At 61.1% G+C, this 18,839-nt stretch carries 13 protein-coding genes; 6 read left to right on the plus strand and 7 right to left on the minus strand.

Annotated elements, in window-relative coordinates; genetic code table 11:
- Window positions 1-25: 25 nt before the first annotated feature.
- Window positions 26-892: a pirin family protein gene (locus AB3226_RS05740; RefSeq protein WP_367372353.1), complete on the minus strand. Its 867-nt coding sequence runs from the start codon at window positions 890-892 to the stop codon at window positions 26-28.
- A gap of 105 nt (window positions 893-997) precedes the next feature.
- On the opposite strand from AB3226_RS05740, the gene AB3226_RS05745 reads away from it, so the two are divergent.
- Window positions 998-1,906 carry a LysR substrate-binding domain-containing protein gene (locus AB3226_RS05745; RefSeq protein ID WP_367372354.1) on the plus strand — a complete coding sequence of 303 codons (909 nt, stop codon included), beginning with the start codon at window positions 998-1,000 and terminating at the stop codon, window positions 1,904-1,906.
- 221 nt (window positions 1,907-2,127) lie between these two features.
- Here AB3226_RS05745 and AB3226_RS05750 read toward each other — a convergent pair whose 3' ends face one another.
- The 5 genes from AB3226_RS05750 to AB3226_RS05770 form a co-directional block, all read right to left on the minus strand.
- The gene (locus tag AB3226_RS05750) at window positions 2,128-5,346 is read right to left on the minus strand and encodes a transporter substrate-binding domain-containing protein (RefSeq protein ID WP_367372355.1); all 3,219 of its coding nucleotides are present in this window, start codon (window positions 5,344-5,346) and stop codon (window positions 2,128-2,130) included.
- A gap of 12 nt (window positions 5,347-5,358) precedes the next feature.
- Entirely contained in the window at window positions 5,359-5,979 is a 621-nt protein-coding gene (locus AB3226_RS05755) for a response regulator (protein WP_367372356.1), read from the minus strand.
- A gap of 154 nt (window positions 5,980-6,133) precedes the next feature.
- Window positions 6,134-6,562 carry a response regulator gene (locus AB3226_RS05760; protein WP_367372357.1) on the minus strand — a complete coding sequence of 143 codons (429 nt, stop codon included), beginning with the start codon at window positions 6,560-6,562 and terminating at the stop codon, window positions 6,134-6,136.
- 334 nt (window positions 6,563-6,896) lie between these two features.
- Window positions 6,897-8,234, minus strand: a complete 1,338-nt coding sequence (locus AB3226_RS05765) for a lysine N(6)-hydroxylase/L-ornithine N(5)-oxygenase family protein (RefSeq protein WP_367372358.1) — start codon at window positions 8,232-8,234, stop codon at window positions 6,897-6,899.
- A 312-nt stretch (window positions 8,235-8,546) separates the two neighbouring features.
- The gene (locus AB3226_RS05770) at window positions 8,547-9,029 is read right to left on the minus strand and encodes a sigma-70 family RNA polymerase sigma factor (RefSeq protein WP_367372359.1); all 483 of its coding nucleotides are present in this window, start codon (window positions 9,027-9,029) and stop codon (window positions 8,547-8,549) included.
- Window positions 9,030-9,343: 314 nt separating this feature from the next.
- On the opposite strand from AB3226_RS05770, the gene AB3226_RS05775 reads away from it, so the two are divergent.
- Genes AB3226_RS05775 through AB3226_RS05785 form a run of 3 tightly spaced genes read left to right on the plus strand, consistent with a single transcriptional unit; the run spans window position 9,344 to window position 13,880 of the window.
- A complete protein-coding gene (locus tag AB3226_RS05775) occupies window positions 9,344-10,504 on the plus strand; it encodes an efflux RND transporter periplasmic adaptor subunit (protein ID WP_367372360.1) in 1,161 nt (386 codons plus the stop codon).
- Complete coding sequence (locus tag AB3226_RS05780; protein WP_367372361.1) at window positions 10,505-12,478, plus strand: MacB family efflux pump subunit; 1,974 nt, start codon at window positions 10,505-10,507, stop codon at window positions 12,476-12,478. It begins immediately after the preceding gene.
- A 7-nt stretch (window positions 12,479-12,485) separates the two neighbouring features.
- Window positions 12,486-13,880 carry an efflux transporter outer membrane subunit gene (locus AB3226_RS05785; RefSeq protein ID WP_367372362.1) on the plus strand — a complete coding sequence of 465 codons (1,395 nt, stop codon included), beginning with the start codon at window positions 12,486-12,488 and terminating at the stop codon, window positions 13,878-13,880.
- Window positions 13,881-14,020: 140 nt separating this feature from the next.
- On the opposite strand, the gene AB3226_RS05790 is transcribed toward AB3226_RS05785, so the two are convergent.
- Window positions 14,021-15,646, minus strand: coding sequence for a PvdJ/PvdD/PvdP-like protein (locus AB3226_RS05790; protein WP_367372363.1), 1,626 nt, complete (start codon window positions 15,644-15,646; stop codon window positions 14,021-14,023).
- Between the two features lie 348 nt (window positions 15,647-15,994).
- On the opposite strand from AB3226_RS05790, the gene pvdM reads away from it, so the two are divergent.
- Both pvdM and AB3226_RS05800 read left to right on the plus strand, forming a co-directional pair.
- On the plus strand, window positions 15,995-17,365 hold the full coding sequence (gene pvdM, locus AB3226_RS05795; RefSeq protein WP_367372364.1) for a pyoverdine-tailoring dipeptidase-like protein PvdM: 1,371 nt from the start codon (window positions 15,995-15,997) through the stop codon (window positions 17,363-17,365).
- Entirely contained in the window at window positions 17,362-18,648 is a 1,287-nt protein-coding gene (locus AB3226_RS05800) for an aminotransferase class V-fold PLP-dependent enzyme (protein ID WP_367372365.1), read from the plus strand. The genes pvdM and AB3226_RS05800 overlap by 4 nt, the downstream gene beginning before the upstream one ends.
- The last annotated feature ends 191 nt before the right edge of the window (window positions 18,649-18,839 follow it).

The following is an 18,839-nucleotide window of genomic DNA, read 5'->3' on the forward strand; positions in this document are numbered from 1 at the left end:
ACGCCACAGCGCTACAACAATGATTTCAATCGCTCATCCGGCCGAACTGGCCCGACTGGAAGTCGGCAAAGGCCTGGTGAATTTCTTGCTCGGTGTTCATCACGAACGGGCCGTGGCCGACGATGGGTTCGTCGATCGGCTCGCCGCTGAGCAGCAGCACCACGGCGTCGTTATTGGCTTCCAGACTGAGCTGATCGCCGTCGCGCTCAAACAACGCCAACTGCCCTTCTCGCACCAGTTCCTTTTGATTGACCTGAACCGTGCCACGCAGCACCACCAGAGCGGTGTTGCGCCCTTCGTGCAGGTCCAGGGTCAGCAACTTGCCGGCGTTCAAGCGAATATCCCAAACGTCGATCGGCGTGAAGGTCCGCGCCGGGCCTTTGTGACCGTCGAATTCACCGGAGATCAAGCGCAGGCTGCCGGCATTGTTTTTCAGCGGGAGGCTCGGGATGTCACCGTCGAGAATCGTCTGGTAACCGGGCTCGGCCATCTTGTCCCTGGCCGGCAGGTTGACCCACAGCTGCACCATTTCCAGGGTGCCGCCGCTCTTGGCGAAACCTTCGGAGTGGAACTCTTCATGAAGAATCCCCGAGGCTGCGGTCATCCATTGCACGTCGCCGGGGCCGATCTTGCCGCCGCTGCCGGTGGAGTCGCGGTGTTCCACTTCGCCCTTGTAAACGATAGTCACGGTTTCGAAACCACGGTGCGGATGCTGACCAACGCCACGACGCTCGGTGGTCGGGGTGAATTCGGCAGGGCCGGCGTGATCCAGCAGCAGAAACGGGCTGATGTGTTTGCCCAGGTTGTCGTAGGAAAACAGCGTGCGAACCGGAAAACCGTCGCCGACCCAATGGGTTCGTGGGCTGGTGTAGATACCGATGATGTTTTTCATCTTTGCCTCCAAATCTGTTGTGTGACGCGATGAACAAAGCTTAAAACCGGCGCCTTTAGTGCGCTAGACTGCAAAAATCAGCCTTAGCGTTCTATTTGGAGAACGATGGTGGAAGACCTCAACACCCTGTACTACTTCACTCAGGTGGTGGAACACCGCGGTTTCGCCCCCGCCGGCCGCGCGCTGGACATGCCCAAATCCAAGCTCAGCCGACGCATCGCCGAGCTCGAAGAACGCCTCGGCGTGCGGCTGCTGCACCGCACCAGCCGGCATTGTTCATTGACCGAAATCGGCCAGGCGTATTACCAACGTTGCCTGGCCATGCGGGTGGAAGCCGAAAGCGCCGCCGAACTGATCGAACGCAATCGCTCCGAACCCCAAGGCCTGGTGCGCATCAGTTGCCCGACCGCGCTGCTGAACACCTGGGTCGGGCCGATGCTGACCCGCTACATGCTCAAATACCCGTTGGTGGAGTTGTTTATCGAAAGCACCAACCGCCGGGTCGATCTGATCCACGAAGGGTTCGATATCGCTCTGCGAGTGCGCTTTCCACCGCTGGAAAACACCGACATGGTGATGAAGGTGCTGGGCAACAGCACCCAATGCCTGGTGGGCATTCCGGCGTTTTTGCAGCGTTTGTCGTCACCGGCCACACCGGCTGACCTCAGCGGCCTGCCAAGCGTGCATTGGGGTGGCGCGCAGCGTGAATATCAGTGGGAATTGTTCGGCGCCGACGGCGCCAGCGCGCTGATTCGTCATACCCCGCGGATGGTCACCGACGACTTGCTGGCCTTGCGTCACGCGGTGCTCTCCGGCATCGGCATCGCCCACCTGCCGAACGTGGTAGTGCGCGATGACATCGCTACTGGCCGCTTGGTGGAACTGGTGCCGGGCTGGACACCCAAGTGCGGGATCGTGCATGCGATCTTCCCCTCACGACGCGGACTGCTGCCGTCGGTGCGGACCTTGATCGATTTTCTGGGGGAGGAATTCAGTCATAGCGATATTGCTTAGGGGCAGCGGCAAGCCGAGGCTTGAGGTGAGGCTCTAAACCGCGCCGTGGCTATCGCGAGCAAGCTCGCTCCCACAGGGGATTTGTGGTGTACGCAGATCCAATGTGGGAGCGAGCCTGCTCGCGATAGCGTCAGATCAGGCACCATCAATACCACCGACATGTCACAACCCCTGGAGTCATTTGATGTCTATCCCCCATTGCGCCGCAGTTGGATTGAGCTTCAGCCTTGGTTCAAATGTTTGTCCAGCGATGACATAGCGTGCTGCAACCGATCGACGGCTTCGTCGAGCAGCACCGTGTTCCCCTCGGCGATTACGCGCTCCAGTTGTTCGCAATGCTCGATCAAGCGCTGCGCCCGAACCATACGTGCACTGCCCTTGATGCGGTGCGCCAGGTCTTGCAGACCCGGGCGATTACCACTGGCGTGCGCCTGGAGCAGATTGGTCCGATCACTGCGATTAGTCACCGCCAGTTCGCGCACCAAGTGATCAAGCAACGTGCGATCCGCACCGACGTATTGCTCCAGGCCACTCAAATCCATCTCGGGCCCGGGTTGCTCTTCGAGCGTCTCTGGCAATTCGCTCACAAACCTGGACGCCAGCCATGCGCTCAAATCCGCCAGCAGGATGGGTTTGAACAGGCAGTCGTCCATACCTGCCTCCAGGCAGCGGATTTTTTCCTCGGGCTGCGCATTGGCGGTAAAGCCCAGAATCAGCGTCGGCGGTAATCCCTGGGCGCGCTCTTCATCGCGGATTGCCCCCGCCAGTTCATAACCACTGAGTCTGGGCATATTGCAATCGGTAACCACCAGATCGAACTCATGCTCGTGCCATAGCTCAAGTCCTCGCTCGCCATCCGCAGCCTGCATAACGTGATGCCCCAGATCACACAGTTGCCATGACAATAACAGCCGATTAATCGGGTGATCGTCGACCACCAGAATCGTCAGCGGCGGCGTCGGCGCCTGCAACCCGCTATCCACTGCTTCAATGGAAGACAACGGTTGCAACGCGATCAGCTCAAGATTGATGTCCACCCGCGTGCCTTGCCCGAGGACGCTGTCGAGTTGCAACCGGCCGCCCATCATTTCGCACAAAGTGCGGCTGATCACCAGGCCCAACCCGGAGCCGCCGCGAGCCGATTGCCGGTTATTGCTGGCTTGGGCGAACGGGCTGAATAACCGTTGCCGGTCGACGGCGCTGATGCCAATGCCGGTGTCTTCAATGCGCACACTGACCGCCAGATGCTCCGGCATCACGGGCGTCACCCGCAGCGTCAGGCTGACCTCGCCCTCACGGGTGAACTTGATGGCGTTGCTCAGCAGATTGGACAGTACCTGCTTGAAACGGGTGGGGTCGATCAACACGTCGCAGTCGCTGTGTTCATCCAGATCGATGCGCCACGCCAGTTCATTCTGTCGTGCAAGGCCTTCGAAAACCCCACACACCGATTCCACCAGCCGCCGAAGATTGGCGCGCTCAGGTGTCAGGAATAGATGCCCGGACTCGATACGGGCGATGTCCAGAATGTCGCCGATCAACGCCAGCAATTGTTGTGCGGCACCGGACGCCAACTCAATGGCGAAACGGTCGGTGACGCCCTCGTCGGCACGTTTGAGGGCCAATTCAAGCATGCCTATCAGGGCGTTCATTGGCGTGCGAATCTCATGACTCATGGTCGCCAGAAAGGTGGTTTTGGCACGGTTGGCATCGTCCGCCTCGTTTTTGGCATCCTGCAATTGCTGCAACCATTGCTGGCGCTGGCGGATCTGTCGGCGCTGCCAGGCGATCCAGCCAAAGGCGAACAACAGCAAGGCGCCAGCCACGGCAAAGGCCTGAAAAATACTCCTACGGTGACGCAGCCAATAGCTGTCATCCAGCACCACATCATGACTCCAGCGGGCCACCAAATCGTCCATTTCCAGAGGCGAAATGCTCAGCAATGCCTTGTTCAGAATCGAGTGCAACTCCTGCGCGCCGCGGTGCGTGGCCAAGGCGATTCGGGCGGGTTGATCGCCCACGGTGCTGCTGACGCGCAAACGATCACGGTAATGCCGAGCGATCAGGTAACGGGCGACCATCAATGAACTGAGCGTCGCATCAGCCTGCCCCTTGATCACCCATTCCATACCCTCGGCCGGGCTTTGCACTTCGACCAGACGCACCTGCGGCGCCCGGGCCTGCATGAACCCGAACAACGGATGACCGCGATAAATCGCCAGGCGTTTACCGGCCAGATCGTCCAGCGTCCTGGGGCTGCCCGTCGTCGTTGCACTGACCAGCACAAATGGATTGCTGAGGTAGGCGCGGGTAAAGAGCAACGCGTCTTCACGCTCGGCACTGGGGGTGACCACAAGTAATAGATCGATCTCACCGTCCTGGAGTTGCTCGATTTGCCGGTCCAGAGAGTGGCCGCGTTGCACCTGAAAGGTCAAACCGCTGCGTTGGCTGATCAGCGTCAGCAACTGCGCCGTCAACCCGCTGAGCCGGCCTTGCGCATCGTAGAACGTCAGCGGGGCAAAGTTGTCGATCGCGCCGACAGTGACCGTCGGATGCCGGTCCACCCAGCGTTGTTCACTGGGACTCAAACGCACTTGCTGTTGCCCCGCCGTATTGCCCCTGCCGGCACTCCAGCGCACCTCGATGACCGCGCGCTGGTCCATCGGAATCGCTGCCAGAGCCTTGTCGATGATGCTTTTGAGACGCGGATTGTCCTTCGCCAAAGCGAAGCCGAACGGATTGGCATCCAGACCGGAAGGCCCCGCCAGATGGACATTGTTGAGGTAGTTATTGTTGATCAGGTAATTGGCGCTGATGAAGTCGCCGAGGTACACATCGTCCGGCCCGAACGCTACCGCTCCGAGCGCATCGAGTGCCGAGGGATAGCGCTGCAAGGTCGCGTCGGGGTAGAAGGCCTCCACCGTTTGGGCTGACAGATAGTCTTCGACCATGGCGATACGTTTGCCGGCAAGATCGACAGGCATTCGCTCGTCCAGTCGAGTGACCAGCATCGGCTGATCTTCGGCATAGGCTCGGGACCGGGTCAGCGCAGGGTCGGCCGCTTCGAAGTTGTTCGATGTTCCGAGCAGATCCAGCTCATGGCGTTTGAGGGCGTCCATGGCGGCTTCACGGGTGGCATAACGCAACACCTCGATCTTGACGTGCAGCAGTTGCCCCAGCAGCTCGGCGTAATCGGCCGTGATGCCCTCCAGCTCATCGCGGTGGCGCGTCACCTCGAACGGCGGGTAGTCCGGCCCCGTCACCCCCAGGCGCAGGGCCCGTTTATCACGCAGCCATTGCCAGTCCTTTTCATCCAGCTTGACCTGAAAACCCTCCGCCGTGGAGCGACCCAGCAGGTGCAACCGCTGCGGCTCGTCGGCCATCGCCGCAGGCAGCTGCGTTAAAAGACTCAGTGCCAAGGCCAACAGCAACATGCGCATGATCGGGCTCACTCAGATCAGATGATTGCGCTTGGCGAAGTCCCGCAAGTGCACCGCTGCGTTCACCCCGAGCTTTTCGATCAAGCGAGTCTTGTAAGTGCTGACAGTCTTGTGACTCAGGTGCATAAGCTCGGCGATGGCCTTGTTGCTCGTGCCCCGGGCTAGGTATTGCAGAATGGTCAGTTCGCGGTTGGAGAGTTTGTCGATCATCTGTTTTTCGCTGCGTTGCAGGGCGTCCTGCGATCCCGAAGGCAGCCGCGCAAAATAGGTGTAGCCGGTCATGACCGCATGCACGGCCTTTTGCAATTGACTCAGGACGTTAGTCTTGGCGACATACGCCATGGCCCCGGCGCGCATGCAACGCTCTTGAAAAAACAGCGGATCAAGGGACGTGAAAACCAGTACCTGAGATGACCAATCACTGGCCCTGATCCGGTCCAGCACATCCAGCCCATCGCCCTCGGGCATGACCAGATCCAGCACCACCAGCATAGGTGAATGCTCCCGGAGCATCGACAATGCCTCGCTACCGCTGGCAGCCTCATAAATCCGTTTGAAACCCTCCTTCTCCAACACGATTTTGACTGCGGCGCGTACCACCGGATGATCGTCCACAATCAGCACTGACTTCATGGTAATTCCCTGTGCAAAGATCTGACGATTGCGCACCAATGCACGCCGGATAACCACGAACCGGACGCAACGGCTGCGCTAAGACTTTTGCATGGAAGGCAGAAAGAATGTACCTGTCAGAAGTGATAGTACCGACGAACGGTAGCCCCGAAAATCAACCGATCCGTTGCCGATATCGCTCTTGATTCAAGGAGGGTGCAGCTTCACATGCAGGCGGATCGATGCGCGTCATCAGTTGTTGAATGGATGCAAAATCCGGGAGCGCCGCATGGCTTATCTGAACCTTCTGCTGAAAACCGGCAGCAGGGACCTGTACCTGCCGGCCAGCGTAGATCAAGGCGTGACGAACCTGGCGGTTATCGAGGAAGAACCCGGGCAGGTCCAATGCCCCACCCGCCAGTGAGGCATTGATGACGACCAGATCAAAGGGCTCGCAGCCGTACTCGACCAGGGTCAGCGTCTGCGCAAGGCTTTGTACCGGCGCCACTCTGTAGTAATCGAGTTGATTGAACAGCCGTTCGGTTTTCATCCGGTGAAAATGCTGTTCGTCGGCGATCAGGATACGCAAGGTTTTGTTGGTCATCGCGTGCCTCCAGGTCAATGCCTGATGAGTGAGGCGGCAAGACTACGCAAGAGCCATGAAGCGTTATGTAGGACGTTTCCTAAAAGCGGTGTCACTTATCCCTTCAGTACATGGCTCCCAGGGAACGGGCCGGGATTCGCCGCGCAGTTGCAGTGCGGGATTCTTCAGGAGGGTTCAGGAGGGTTCAGGATTCTGGATTTGTGGTGCTTTTTAGGGCCCCATCGCGGGCAAGCCCGCTCCCACAGGGATCTTCAGTGAACACAGATTTGGTGACCGAAGATCAAACTGTGGGAGCGGGCTTGCCCGCGATAGCGGCCTGGCAGGCGCCGAAGATTTAGCTGGCAGTCGCCAACAACAAATCCATCACCGACCGGCCATGCCCCCGCGACTTGCCATGGTCATACAGCGAGCCGGCGATTTCATCGGCGCGGATCGGCAGAATCGACAGCAAGGTGTCGCTCAAACCGTGGCTGGCCTGGCAGAAGCCCTGCATGTAGATGCCGGCCTTGCAACGCTCGTCGGTGATCAGTTTGTAGTTGCGATCGACCTCGAAATCGCCCAGGTACTGTTCCAGCGGTGCCAGCAATTTGCGGTGCATCTGACGCTCGTAACCGGTGGCCAGCACCACCGCGTCGTAAGGGCGAACCGTGACTTCACTGGTGGCGTTGTTGCGCACTGCCAGTTCGATACCGCGCTCGGTGGCGGTGGCTTTTTCGACGGTGGTCAGGGTACGGAACGCATGGCGCGCGATGCCCGAGACTTTCTGCCGGTAGAAGATGCCGTAAATGCGTTCGATCAGGTCGATGTCCACCACCGAATAGTTGGTGTTGTGGTACTCGTTGACCAGACGCTCGCGTTCGCTGCTGGCCTGCTGGAACACCAGGTCGGTGAACTCCGGTGAGAACACTTCGTTGACGAAGGGGCTGTCATCGGCCGGTTTCAGGGCCGAGCCACGCAGGATCATGTCCACCTGCACCGACGGGAAGCTGTCGTTCAGGTCGATGAAGGCTTCCGCCGCACTCTGCCCGCCGCCGATGATCGCGATGCTCATCGGTTGGTTGTTTACGCACGGCTGCTTGGCCATGCGCTCCAGGTACTGGGAGTGGTGGAACACCCGGCCGTCATCCTTGAGTGCCTTGAACGCTTCGGGAATGCGCGGTGTACCGCCGGCGCTGACCACTACCGAACGGGTGGTGCGCACATGCTGCAGACCTTGCGTATCACGCGAGATCACCCGCAGTGCTTCAACCTGCTGGTGGTGCAGCACCGGTTCGATGGCCAGCACTTCCTCGCCGTAGCGGCTCTGCTCGGTAAATTGCCCGGCGACCCAGCGCAGGTAGTCGTTGTACTCCATACGGCACGGATAGAAGGTGCCGAGGTTGATGAAGTCCACCAGACGACCGTGCTGCTTGAGGTAATTGACGAAGGAATACGGGCTGGTCGGGTTACGCAGCGTCACCAGATCCTTGAGAAAGGAAATCTGCAGTTCGCTCTGGGTGACCAGGGTGTTGCCATGCCAGCGGTAGTCCGCCTGCTTGTCGAGAAACAGCACATCCAACTCGCCCTGGCTCGGCCCGCGCTCTTGCAGGGCGATGGCCAGAGCCAGGTTCGAAGGGCCGAAACCGACGCCGATCAGGTCGTGAACGATGGGCGATGCAATTGCCTGTGTCATTTCCAGTGTCCTCTGGATGAACCCCGGACCAGCGGGGATAACGCCTGGGTGACCTGACCGGCCTTGTGCGGCAGCAGATCGTCTGTTGAATAGGAACGAGGACAATGAAAAAAAATTTAACGTAGCCTGACTAAACGGCAATGCTGTTCACTTAAGGCTTGCCTGAATCCTTGTGGCGAGGGAGCTTGCTCCCGCTTGAGTGCGAAGCGCTCACAAAAGAGGCCTGCTGCGCAGCCCAGCGGGAGCAAGCTCCCTCGCCACAGGATCATTTCATCCGCTTAAGTGAACAGCATTACTACTAACCGGCGTCGATCAATGGGCGTCCCACTGGCGCATTCGCACCCGGCAATGCTTCATCGCATTGACGATGTGCTTTTCTACCAGCGCCCGGGAAATACCCAGCTGCTCGGCGATTTCCGGGTGCGACAAGCCATCGATCTTGCGCAAAAGAAAACTCTCGCGACACAGGCGTGGCAACTCCGCCAGCGCGCGCTGGAGCATGTCCAGACGCTGACCGTGATCGAGGCTGTTGTGGGGGGATGGCGTGAAATAGCGCTCTTCGCTGTCGAGCACGTCCAGGGATTCGACCTGCCGCAAGGCATTGCGTCGGTGGTCGTCGATCACCAGATTGAGCGCGGTGCGATAAAGAAACGCCCGGGGTTGTTCGATCGGCGTCTCACTGGAACGCTCCAGCACCCGCAGATAAGCGTCATGCACCACATCTTCGGCCACCTGACGGTTGCCTAGCTTGGCGTTCAGGAAACACACCAGCTCGCGATAGTAGTTTTCCAACATGACTCCCGGTTCTTGGGCCAATCTGTGCCATAAAGAGTGCGCCATAAAAGAGATGGCGGCACGATGATGGCAGCGCGCAAGGAGCGTAATTTATAGTAATTCTCATATAGATTTAAAGCACTGGATCCATTTACTTGAGAAATAACCTCATTTGTCGTCCTGTAACGCCATGTATCAACGCTTAAATTCCAGTTCGGGGTTCTCGTTTACAGGACAGCTTCCCGTGTCTGTCGGTCCACCGACAGCGTTCAGCGGCGCCGGTCACTGCCGCGCTCGCCGAGCGACGGGCCGATTTTCACCGGCTGGAACCCCGCATGAAACGTCCCCGCCCCACCCGACGCGCCCTGTTTGTCGCTCTGTGCCTGATCCCCGCCGTGGCCGTGGCTGCCTGGCAAGTGATCCCGCCGGGGCGTGAGAAACTTGCCACCGCCGCCGTGACCCGCGCCGATATCGAAAACAGCGTGACCGCCCTCGGCACCCTGCAACCGCGACGCTACGTCGACGTCGGCGCCCAGGCGTCCGGGCAGATCCAGAAGATTCATGTCGAGGCCGGCGATCAGATCAAGGAAGGCCAATTGCTGGTGGAGATCGATCCCTCTACCCAGAAAGCCAAACTCGACGCCGGGCGCTTTTCCATCGACAACCTCAAGGCCCAGTTGCAAGAGCAGCGCGCCCAGCACGACCTGGCGCAGCAAAAGTATCAGCGCCAGCAGAACCTCAAGGCCGGCGGCGCGACCCGCGAAGAAGATGTGCAAACCGCCCGCGCCGAAGTCCGGGCGACCCAAGCGCGCATCGACAGGTTCCAGGCGCAGATTCGTCAAGCCCAGGCCAGTTTGCGCAGCGACGAAGCGGAGCTGGGTTACACACGGATCTACGCGCCGATGTCCGGCACAGTGGTCGCCGTCGGCGCCCGAGAAGGCCAGACGCTCAACGCCCAACAACAGACGCCGCTGATATTGCGCATCGCCCGGTTGTCACCGATGACCGTATGGGCCGAGGTTTCGGAGGCCGATATCGGCCAGGTCAAACCCGGCATGACCGCCTGGTTCACCACGCTCAGCGGTGGCAACCGGCGCTGGAGCAGCACCGTGCGGCAGATTTTGCCAGTGCCGCCGCGCCCGCTCGAACAGACGCAGGGCAGCCCCACCAGCGGTCGCAGCGGCAGCGAACGGGTGGTGCTCTACACCGTGTTGCTGGATGTCGACAACGCCGACAACGCCTTGATGACCGACATGACCGCCCAGGTATTTTTCGTCGCCCAGCAGGCGCAGAACGCGCTGACGGTACCCACCACGGCCCTGCAAAACGGCACCGCGGCGGATCGCCAAGTGGCGCAAGTGGTGGCCGCCAACGGCGAGGTTCAGCGCCGCGAGGTTCGCACCGGAATCAGCGATCGGTTACGCACGCAGATTCTCGACGGGCTGACGGAAGGCGATCACGTGCTGAGCGCTCCGCTCACCGGCAGCGGAGGCTGAATGCAAACGCCCCTGATTGACCTGCGACAGATCCGCAAAGCCTACGGCGGTGGCGACAGCCCCTTGGTGGAGGTGCTGCGCGGTATCGACCTGTCGATCCATGCCGGCGAATTTGTCGCCATCGTCGGCGCTTCCGGCTCCGGCAAATCGACCCTGATGAACATCCTCGGCTGCCTCGACCGCCCCACCAGCGGCGACTACCTGTTCGCCGGGGAAAACGTCGCAGGCCTGGGCAGTGATGAACTGGCGTGGCTACGGCGCGAGGCCTTCGGCTTCGTGTTTCAGGGTTACCACCTGATCCCGTCCGGATCGGCCCAGGAAAACGTCGAGATGCCAGCCATCTATGCCGGCACTCCGGCGGACGAACGCCATGCCCGCGCGGCGGCCCTGCTCGAACGTCTCGGCCTGGGTTCGCGCACCGGCAACCGTCCGCATCAGCTCTCCGGTGGCCAGCAACAACGAGTGTCGATCGCCCGCGCCTTGATGAACGGCGGCCACATCATTCTCGCCGACGAACCCACCGGCGCCCTCGACAGCCACAGCGGCGCCGAAGTCATGACCCTGCTCGATGAACTGGCCAGCCAGGGGCATGTGGTGATCCTGATCACCCACGACCGCGAAGTGGCCAGACGCGCCAACCGGGTCATCGAAATCCGCGACGGCTTGATTATCAGCGACACCGCCACACATCCTTCGGATGCCCCGCGCACGGCCCGTCCCGGCGCACTGCAAGCCGTAGACCTGCGCCAGCGCCTGAGTGCCGGCAGCGAGCCCAATGGCGCCTGGAAGGGCGAACTGCTGGACGCGGTTCAGGCGGCCTGGCGCGTGATGTGGATCAACCGCTTCCGCACCGCCCTGACGCTACTGGGGATTGTCATTGGCGTCGCGTCGGTGGTGGTGATGCTGGCGGTGGGCGAAGGCAGCAAGCGGCAAGTAATGGCGCAGATGGGCGCCTTCGGCTCCAACATCATTTACCTCAGCGGCGCCGCGCCCAATCCGCGTACGCCGCCCGGGATCATTACCCTCGACGACGTCGCCGCGCTCGCCAACCTGCCTCAGGTGCAGCGGATCATGCCGGTCAACGGCTCGACGGCCGGCGTGCGTTTCGGCAACGCCGATCACACCGCCTATGTGGGCGGCAACGACACCAACTTCCCGAGCATTTTCAATTGGCCGGTGGTTCAAGGCAGCTATTTCACCCAGGCCGATGAAGACAGCGCCGCCGCGGTCGCGGTGATCGGCCACAAGGTCCGGGAGAAGCTGTTCAAAGACCTGAGCGACCCGATCGGCCAGTACATCCTGATCGAAAACGTACCGTTTCAGGTGCTCGGCGTGCTGGCCGAAAAAGGCTCCAGTTCCGGCGACTCCGACAGCGACAACCGCATTGCCGTGCCCTACTCGGCAGCCAGCGTGCGTCTGTTTGGCAGTCGCAACCCCGAGTATGTGGTGATCGCCGCCAAGGATGCGCGCAAGGTCAAGGAGGCCGAGCAGGCAATCGAACAAACGATGCTGCGCGAGCACAAGGGCAAGCGCGATTTCGAGCTGACCAACAACGCCGCGATGATCCAGGCCGAGGCTCGCACCCAGGGCACGCTGTCATTGATGCTCGGTTCGATTGCGGCGATTTCGCTGCTGGTCGGCGGCATTGGCGTCATGAACATCATGCTGATGACGGTGCGCGAACGCACCCGGGAAATCGGTATTCGCATGGCCACCGGCGCCCGTCAGCGCGACATCCTGCGCCAGTTTCTCACCGAGGCGGTGATGCTTTCTGTGGTCGGCGGTGTCGCCGGGATCGGTCTGGCGCTGTTGGTCGGTGGCGTGCTGCTGCTGAGCAATGTCGCGGTCGCGTTCCAGTTGATCGCCGTGCTCGGCGCCTTCGGCTGCGCCCTGGTCACCGGTGTCATCTTCGGCTTCATGCCTGCCCGCAAGGCTGCCCGGCTCGATCCGGTCACGGCCCTTACCAGTGAATGATCGACCTATGAAAGTGCCCCTGACCCTTCTGGCCGCCAGCCTGTTGCTGGCCGCCTGCAGCAACCCTGCGCCGCGCCCCGACAGCGGCCTGCAACCACCCGCCGCCTGGCAATCGCCGAACACCGCGGCCGCAGCACACAGCAATCGGCAATGGTGGATGCAGTTCGGCAGCCCACAACTGAATCGCCTGATCGACCAGGCCAGCGTGGGCAGCCATGACCTGGCTGCCGCCGTCGCCCGGGTGCAGCAGGCCCAGGCCAGCGCCACCATCGCCGGCGCCCCGCTGCTGCCCGAACTCAAGGCTGGCCTCAACGCCAATCGCCAACGCTTGCTGCATGGCAAGGGCTACAGCCAACTGGACGTCAGCCCCGATAATCGCTCGCTGAATTATTACGATGCGGAACTGAGCGCCAGTTACGAAATCGATTTCTGGGGCGGCAAACGGGCGGCCCGGGACAGCGCCCTGCTCGGCTTGCAGGCCAGCGAGTTCGACCGGGCCACCGTGGAACTGACCTTGCAAAGCGGCGTGGCCAACAGCTACACCCAGGCCTTGTCATTGCGTGAACAGCAACGGATCGCCGAGCTGAACCTGGCCAACGCCCAAAGCGTTTTGCGATTGGTGCAGACCCGCTACGACGCCGGCAGCGCCACCGCACTGGAACTGGCTCAGCAAAAAAGCCTGGTGGCCGAGCAGCAACGCAAACTGCCGCTGGTGCAGCAACAGGCCCGGGAAGCGCGGATCACCCTCGCCGCCCTGCTCGGCCAACCGGTGCAGGCACTGACGCTGGCGGAACAGCCGTTCGATCAATTGCATTGGCCGCAGATTGCCAGCGGCGTGCCCAGTGAGTTGTTGAGCCGCCGCCCGGACATCGCCAGCGCCGAAGCCAAACTTGCCGCCGCCCAGGCCGATGTGACCGTCGCCCGCGCGGCGATGCTGCCCACCCTGACGCTCACCGCCAGCCTGGGCACTGGCGCCGACCTGGCTTCAGATCTGTTGCGCACGACTTTTTACAACCTGTCCTCGGGGCTGGTGGCGCCGGTCTTCAACAATGGTCACCTCAGTGCCTCCCGCGACAAAGCCACGGCGCGTCAACAGGAACTGCTGGAAACCTATCGAGGGGCAATCATCAATGGCTTCGCCGATGTGGAAAAAGCCCTCAACAGCATTCATGGGCTGGACGAACAACGTCAGTGGCAAGGGGAAGAATTGAGCCAGGCGCAGACCGCTTTCGACATCGCCCAGAGCCGCTACCAGGCCGGCGCCGAAGACCTGCTCACGGTGCTGCAAACCCAGCGCACGCTGTATGCCGCCCAGGATATGAATGTGCAGCTGAGATTGTCGCGGTTGCAGGCCAGTATTGCGCTGTACAAGGCGTTGGGTGGGGGGTGGCAAGTCCTTTAGCTCAGTGTGAGCATTGAGATCGCTATCGCGAGCAGGCTCGCTCCCACAGTAGATCTTCAGTGAACACAAATTCTGTGTACTACAAAGATCCAGTGTGGGAGCGAGCCTGCTCGCGAAGAACGATAACGCGGTCTATCTGCTTAAACCGGCCACCCCTTGACCTTCAAATGCCGCGCATACCACGGCCGTCGCGGCACTTTGCGCAACAGGTCGCTCATGCTGTCTTCATCGCCAAACGTAATGCGCAACGCCAGCTTCATGGTTTCCGGGTCCATTTCCACCGAGCGCCCCGTTTGCAGGCCCGGGGTCGTGCTGCAACCGTGAGTATCCGGCCCGAGCCATGGGTCGCCGACTTCCACCCAACGCCCCGGCGCAAACCACGGCACGCCGTTAACCTCCAGGCGGCTCAGCTCGCCCGGGTGAAAACGCTCATGGGCGCGGAACCAGTCTTCGATGCGATCGTCGATCCAGCCGTGGAAACGCCAGAACACCGGATTGACGTGGGACGAAAACGGATCACCGAGAAAGTCGTTTTCCGGGGCATACCAGCGCGCCGCGAAGTCGGCCTGATCCCGGGCCATCGGCACCGGTATCTCGTTGGACGGGTCCCGAGCCACCGACGCCCAGCGCATGTGCAGCCAGTCGTGCAGGCCCAACTCGACCTCCGAGCCGAACTGTCCGAGGGTCAGTTTCGACAGGTAACGCGGATCCCGGTATTGCGACTCCCAGACCTGGAAGTTGCTGTGATAGGTCTCTGCCGCTTTGATGTCACTGACCCACTTGGTGTATTCGTCATCGCCCTCGGTCAACCAGGTGGGCGGCAAGGCATTGCCATCGTGATTGTCGAAATAGCGCGCGAAGCCCTGGCGATCACGCTCGAGTTCCGGCTGCGGCAAGGGGAACGCCGGCCATGAAGGCAAATCCTGCATGGACCGGGCGATGCCGAGCATGTGCCGGTGCATGTAGAAAAAATCGATGCCCGAACCGTTGCGGTCCTTGCGCGGCCCGCGGGCATCACGCTCCTTATCCCGTGGGCCGGGTTGCCAGCCGATACCGCGCAACGCCTCGCGTTTTTTCTCCGAGAGCTTGTGCCATTTGTCCCGGGACGCGTGCCAGAGCTGATGAAACAATCGATGCTCGGGGGACACCAGCCACGCCAGAAACGCCGGGTTGAGGGCGGTTCGCTCCCGCGCTTCGGGAAACCGGCGCTTGATGGCAATAAAGCGGTTGTCGAGTTCGGGCAAACCCAACGGGCGATTCAGGCTCAGTACCTGGCCGCTGAACGTGCCGCTGCCGGCGTTGCCGAAAGCGGCCCAGACTTCGTCGAGTTTTGCCTTGAACTCATACACCGGCGCCACCAGCGGGGCGTCGGTGCGCATCAGCCGCCAGTACAGTTCGGCGCCCTTGGCCGGCGCCAGATCGCCGATGACCTGATAGCACGGCTGGCCTTCCCCACGCAGGTGAGTGCCGGTGTCCAGGCAACCGCGCAACCCGCGCCCGCGATGAGCGATGTCGAGAAACAGCTCCAGCCCGTCCTGCGGCAAGCCATCAAGCCCGGCATCGCTGCCGACAAAACGAATGTCCCAGACTCCGCGCAAGCTGTCGGCCAGTTGCTGCCCGGCGGTGCTCGCCAGGTCGACCGTGGCCTCCCCCGGCGTGATCGGTTCCTTTTCCCGGGTCAGCTCACGATGTGTATAAAAAGCGGCAGGCACCGCAGCGCCCGTGAGCGCCAGGCCCGCCATGAACCAGCGTCGAGAAATCGTCATTGCCCTACCTGTGTCAGCCATGAAGCAGGCTTTATCCAAGCTAGAACGTTTGTTGTGGGGGGAAATTTAAGCGCACCAGGCAGTGCTTTGTGGGGGGGGCTTTCCTCTGGAGTGAGGGCTTTCCTGTGGCGAGGGAGCTTGCTCCCGCTGGAGCGCGGAGCGGTCCTGATTTTTCTCAGACAGATCGCGTCTGCTGGATTTACGACTGCTTCGCAGCCGAGCGGGAGCAAGCTCCCTCGCCACAGGGAATCGCACAAGTCCTTAATTTTTTCTATTGGTCACTCGTTCTTCCCAGATAGCAAAGGCCCCTGCGCCTGCACCGGGGCGGCGAACCTGACTGAGATGGCGATGAAAAAAACACGTTCGAAAAAAGCTCTGTACCTCGGCCTGCCACTGGCCCTGGCTATCAGTGCCGGCGCAGGCTGGCTGGTCTGGGATTACGGGTTCAAGGACAATCCCGGCTACCCGGTCAAGGTCATGAAACAGGCCACCGAACTGCAGGGGCGGATCCTTTCCTTCGACAGCCACATCACCGTCCCCCTGAGTTTCGGCGCCCACGGCAACGAGGCCGACAAGGACGGTTCCGGCCAGTTCGATTTGATCAAGGCCAACCGTGGCCGACTGTCCGGCGCGGCCCTGACAGTCTTCGGCTGGCCGGAAATGTGGAACGGCCCGAACGCGCCGCACAGGCCCACCGACGGTTTCGTCGAAGAAGCACGCAACCAGCAGGAAGTGCGCTACAAAATCATCTCCGGCCTGGTGCGCGATTTTCCCAATCAGGTCGGCATCGCCTACACCCCCGACGACTTCCGGCGCCTGCACGGCGAAGGCAAGTTTGCGATTTTCATCAGCATGCTCAACGCCTACCCGCTGGGCAATGACCTGAGCAAACTGGACCTGTGGGCCGCCCGCGGTATGCGCATGTTCGGTTTCAGCTACATCGGCAACAACAGCTGGGCCGATTCGTCACGACCGCTGCCGTTTTTCAACGACTCCCCCGATGCCCTCGATGGGCTGTCGGACATCGGCAAACAAGCGGTGCAACGCCTGAACGATCTGGGCGTGATCATTGATGTGTCGCAGATGTCGACCAAAGGCCTGGAGCAAGTGGCGCAACTGAGCCGCACGCCGATGGTGGCCTCGCACTCGGCGCCACGGGCCTCGGTGGACATCCCGCGCAACCTCAGCGACAAGGAGCTGCAGCTGATCAAGAACAGCGGCGGCGTGGTGCAGGTAGTCGGTTTCTCGCAATACCTCAAACCGCTGACCCAGGGCACACAGGACAAACTCAACACCCTGCGCACACGTTTCGATTTGCCGCCATTGCCCAACCTGGCGATGGCGCTGATGCCGGGCGACCCGATCATCACCGCCTGGTCAGAACAGAAGCTCGGTCAATACGCCAGCGGTCTGTACGCCATTCTCGAAGAAGAACCCAAGGCCACGCTCAAGGACCTCGGCGACGCCATCGATTACACCGTGCGCAAGGTCGGCATCGACCACGTCGGCATCGCTTCGGACTTCAACGACGGCGGCGGCATCAAGGGCTGGGAAAATGTCGGCGAAATCCGCAACGTCACCGCCGAACTGATCCAGCGCGGTTATTCCGAAGCCGATATCGCCAAGCTCTGGGGCGGTAACTTCCTGCGAGTCTGGGAACAGGTGCAAAAAGCCGCGAAGCCCACGCTGATTTCTCGACAGGAAACGGTAAAGCCATGAGTGACCGTCGTACTTTTCTGAAACAGGCCGGGGTCCTCGCCGCCGGCCTGCCGTTGGGTGCCAGCCTCGGCTCATCGGTCGCCGCCGCGCAGATGCAAACCCTGCCCCGGGACAAATGGGCGCAATTGCGTCAGCTGTTCGAGCAGGACCCGAACTACATCCACTTTGCCAACTTCCTGGTGACCTCCCACCCCAAACCCGTGCGCGAGGCCATCGCCCGTCACCGCGCAGCTCTCGATCTGAATCCCGGTCTGGCCATGGACTGGGACCTGGGCGTGACCCACCAGCGCGAAGAAAACGTGCGGCTCTGGGCCGGTCGATATTTGCAGGCCAAACCGACACAGATCGCCCTCACAGGCAGCACCACCGAAGGCCTGGCGATGATTTATGGCGGCGTACAGGTGCGCGCCGATCAGGAAATCCTCACCACGGTTCACGAGCATTACTCCACAAACAACATCCTGCATTTTCGCAACCAGCGCGATGGCACCAAGGTGCGCAAAATTCAGTTGTTCGAGCAGCCACAGTCGATCTCGGCCGACCAAGTGCTGGATACCATCAACCGCAACATCCGCCCCGAGACCCGCGTGCTGGGCATGACCTGGGTGCACTCGGGCAGTGGCGTGAAGCTGCCGATCAGCGACATCGCCAGACTCGTGGATGAACACAATCGTCAGCGCGACGACAAGGACCGGATCGTTTACGTGGTCGACGGTGTGCACGGCTTTGGCGTCGAAGACCTGAGTTTCCCGGCGATGAACTGCGACTTTTTCATTGCCGGCACACACAAATGGATGTTCGGCCCCCGCGGCACCGGCATCGTTTGCAGCCGTAGCGAAGAGCTGAAATACGTCAGCCCGAGCGTGCCGACCTTCTCCGAAGCCACGACCTTCTCCACCACCATGTCCCCGGGCGGCTATCACGCCTTCGAACATCGCTGGGCCGTGGATGAAGCATTCAAATTGCACCTGGAACTGGGCAAGGCCGACATCCAGGCGCGCATCCATCAGCTCAACAGCTACCTGAAACAGCGATTGCTGGAACAGCCGGGCATCGAACTGGTCACCCCGGTCGATCCGAGGTTTTCGGCGGGTTTCAGCTTCTTCCGGGTCAAGGGTCAGGACGGCGATGCGGTGGCGGCTCACCTGATGCAAAACCGGATCGTCAGCGATGCGGTCAGTCGCGACGTCGGCCCGGTGATCCGCACCGCACCCGGCCTGCTCAATACCGAAGCCGAGGTGGACCGCTTCATCGACGTGCTGGGCAAAAAGCGCTCTGCGTGAACATTCGCTGCGAGGCCAATGCAGTTCACTTAAGAGCGTCTGAGTCAGAGACCTGTGGCGAGCGAGCTTGCTCGCGCTTGAGTGCGTAGCACTCACAAAAATCGGCAAGAGTTGTCAGATTTTTGGGGCCGCTGCGCAGCCCAGCGCGAGCAAGCTCGCTCGCCACAAAAGCTCGCTTTCCACAAAAGGCA

Source organism: Pseudomonas lini (assembly GCF_964063345.1).
Taxonomy (GTDB): Bacteria; Pseudomonadota; Gammaproteobacteria; order Pseudomonadales; family Pseudomonadaceae; genus Aquipseudomonas; species Aquipseudomonas lini_B.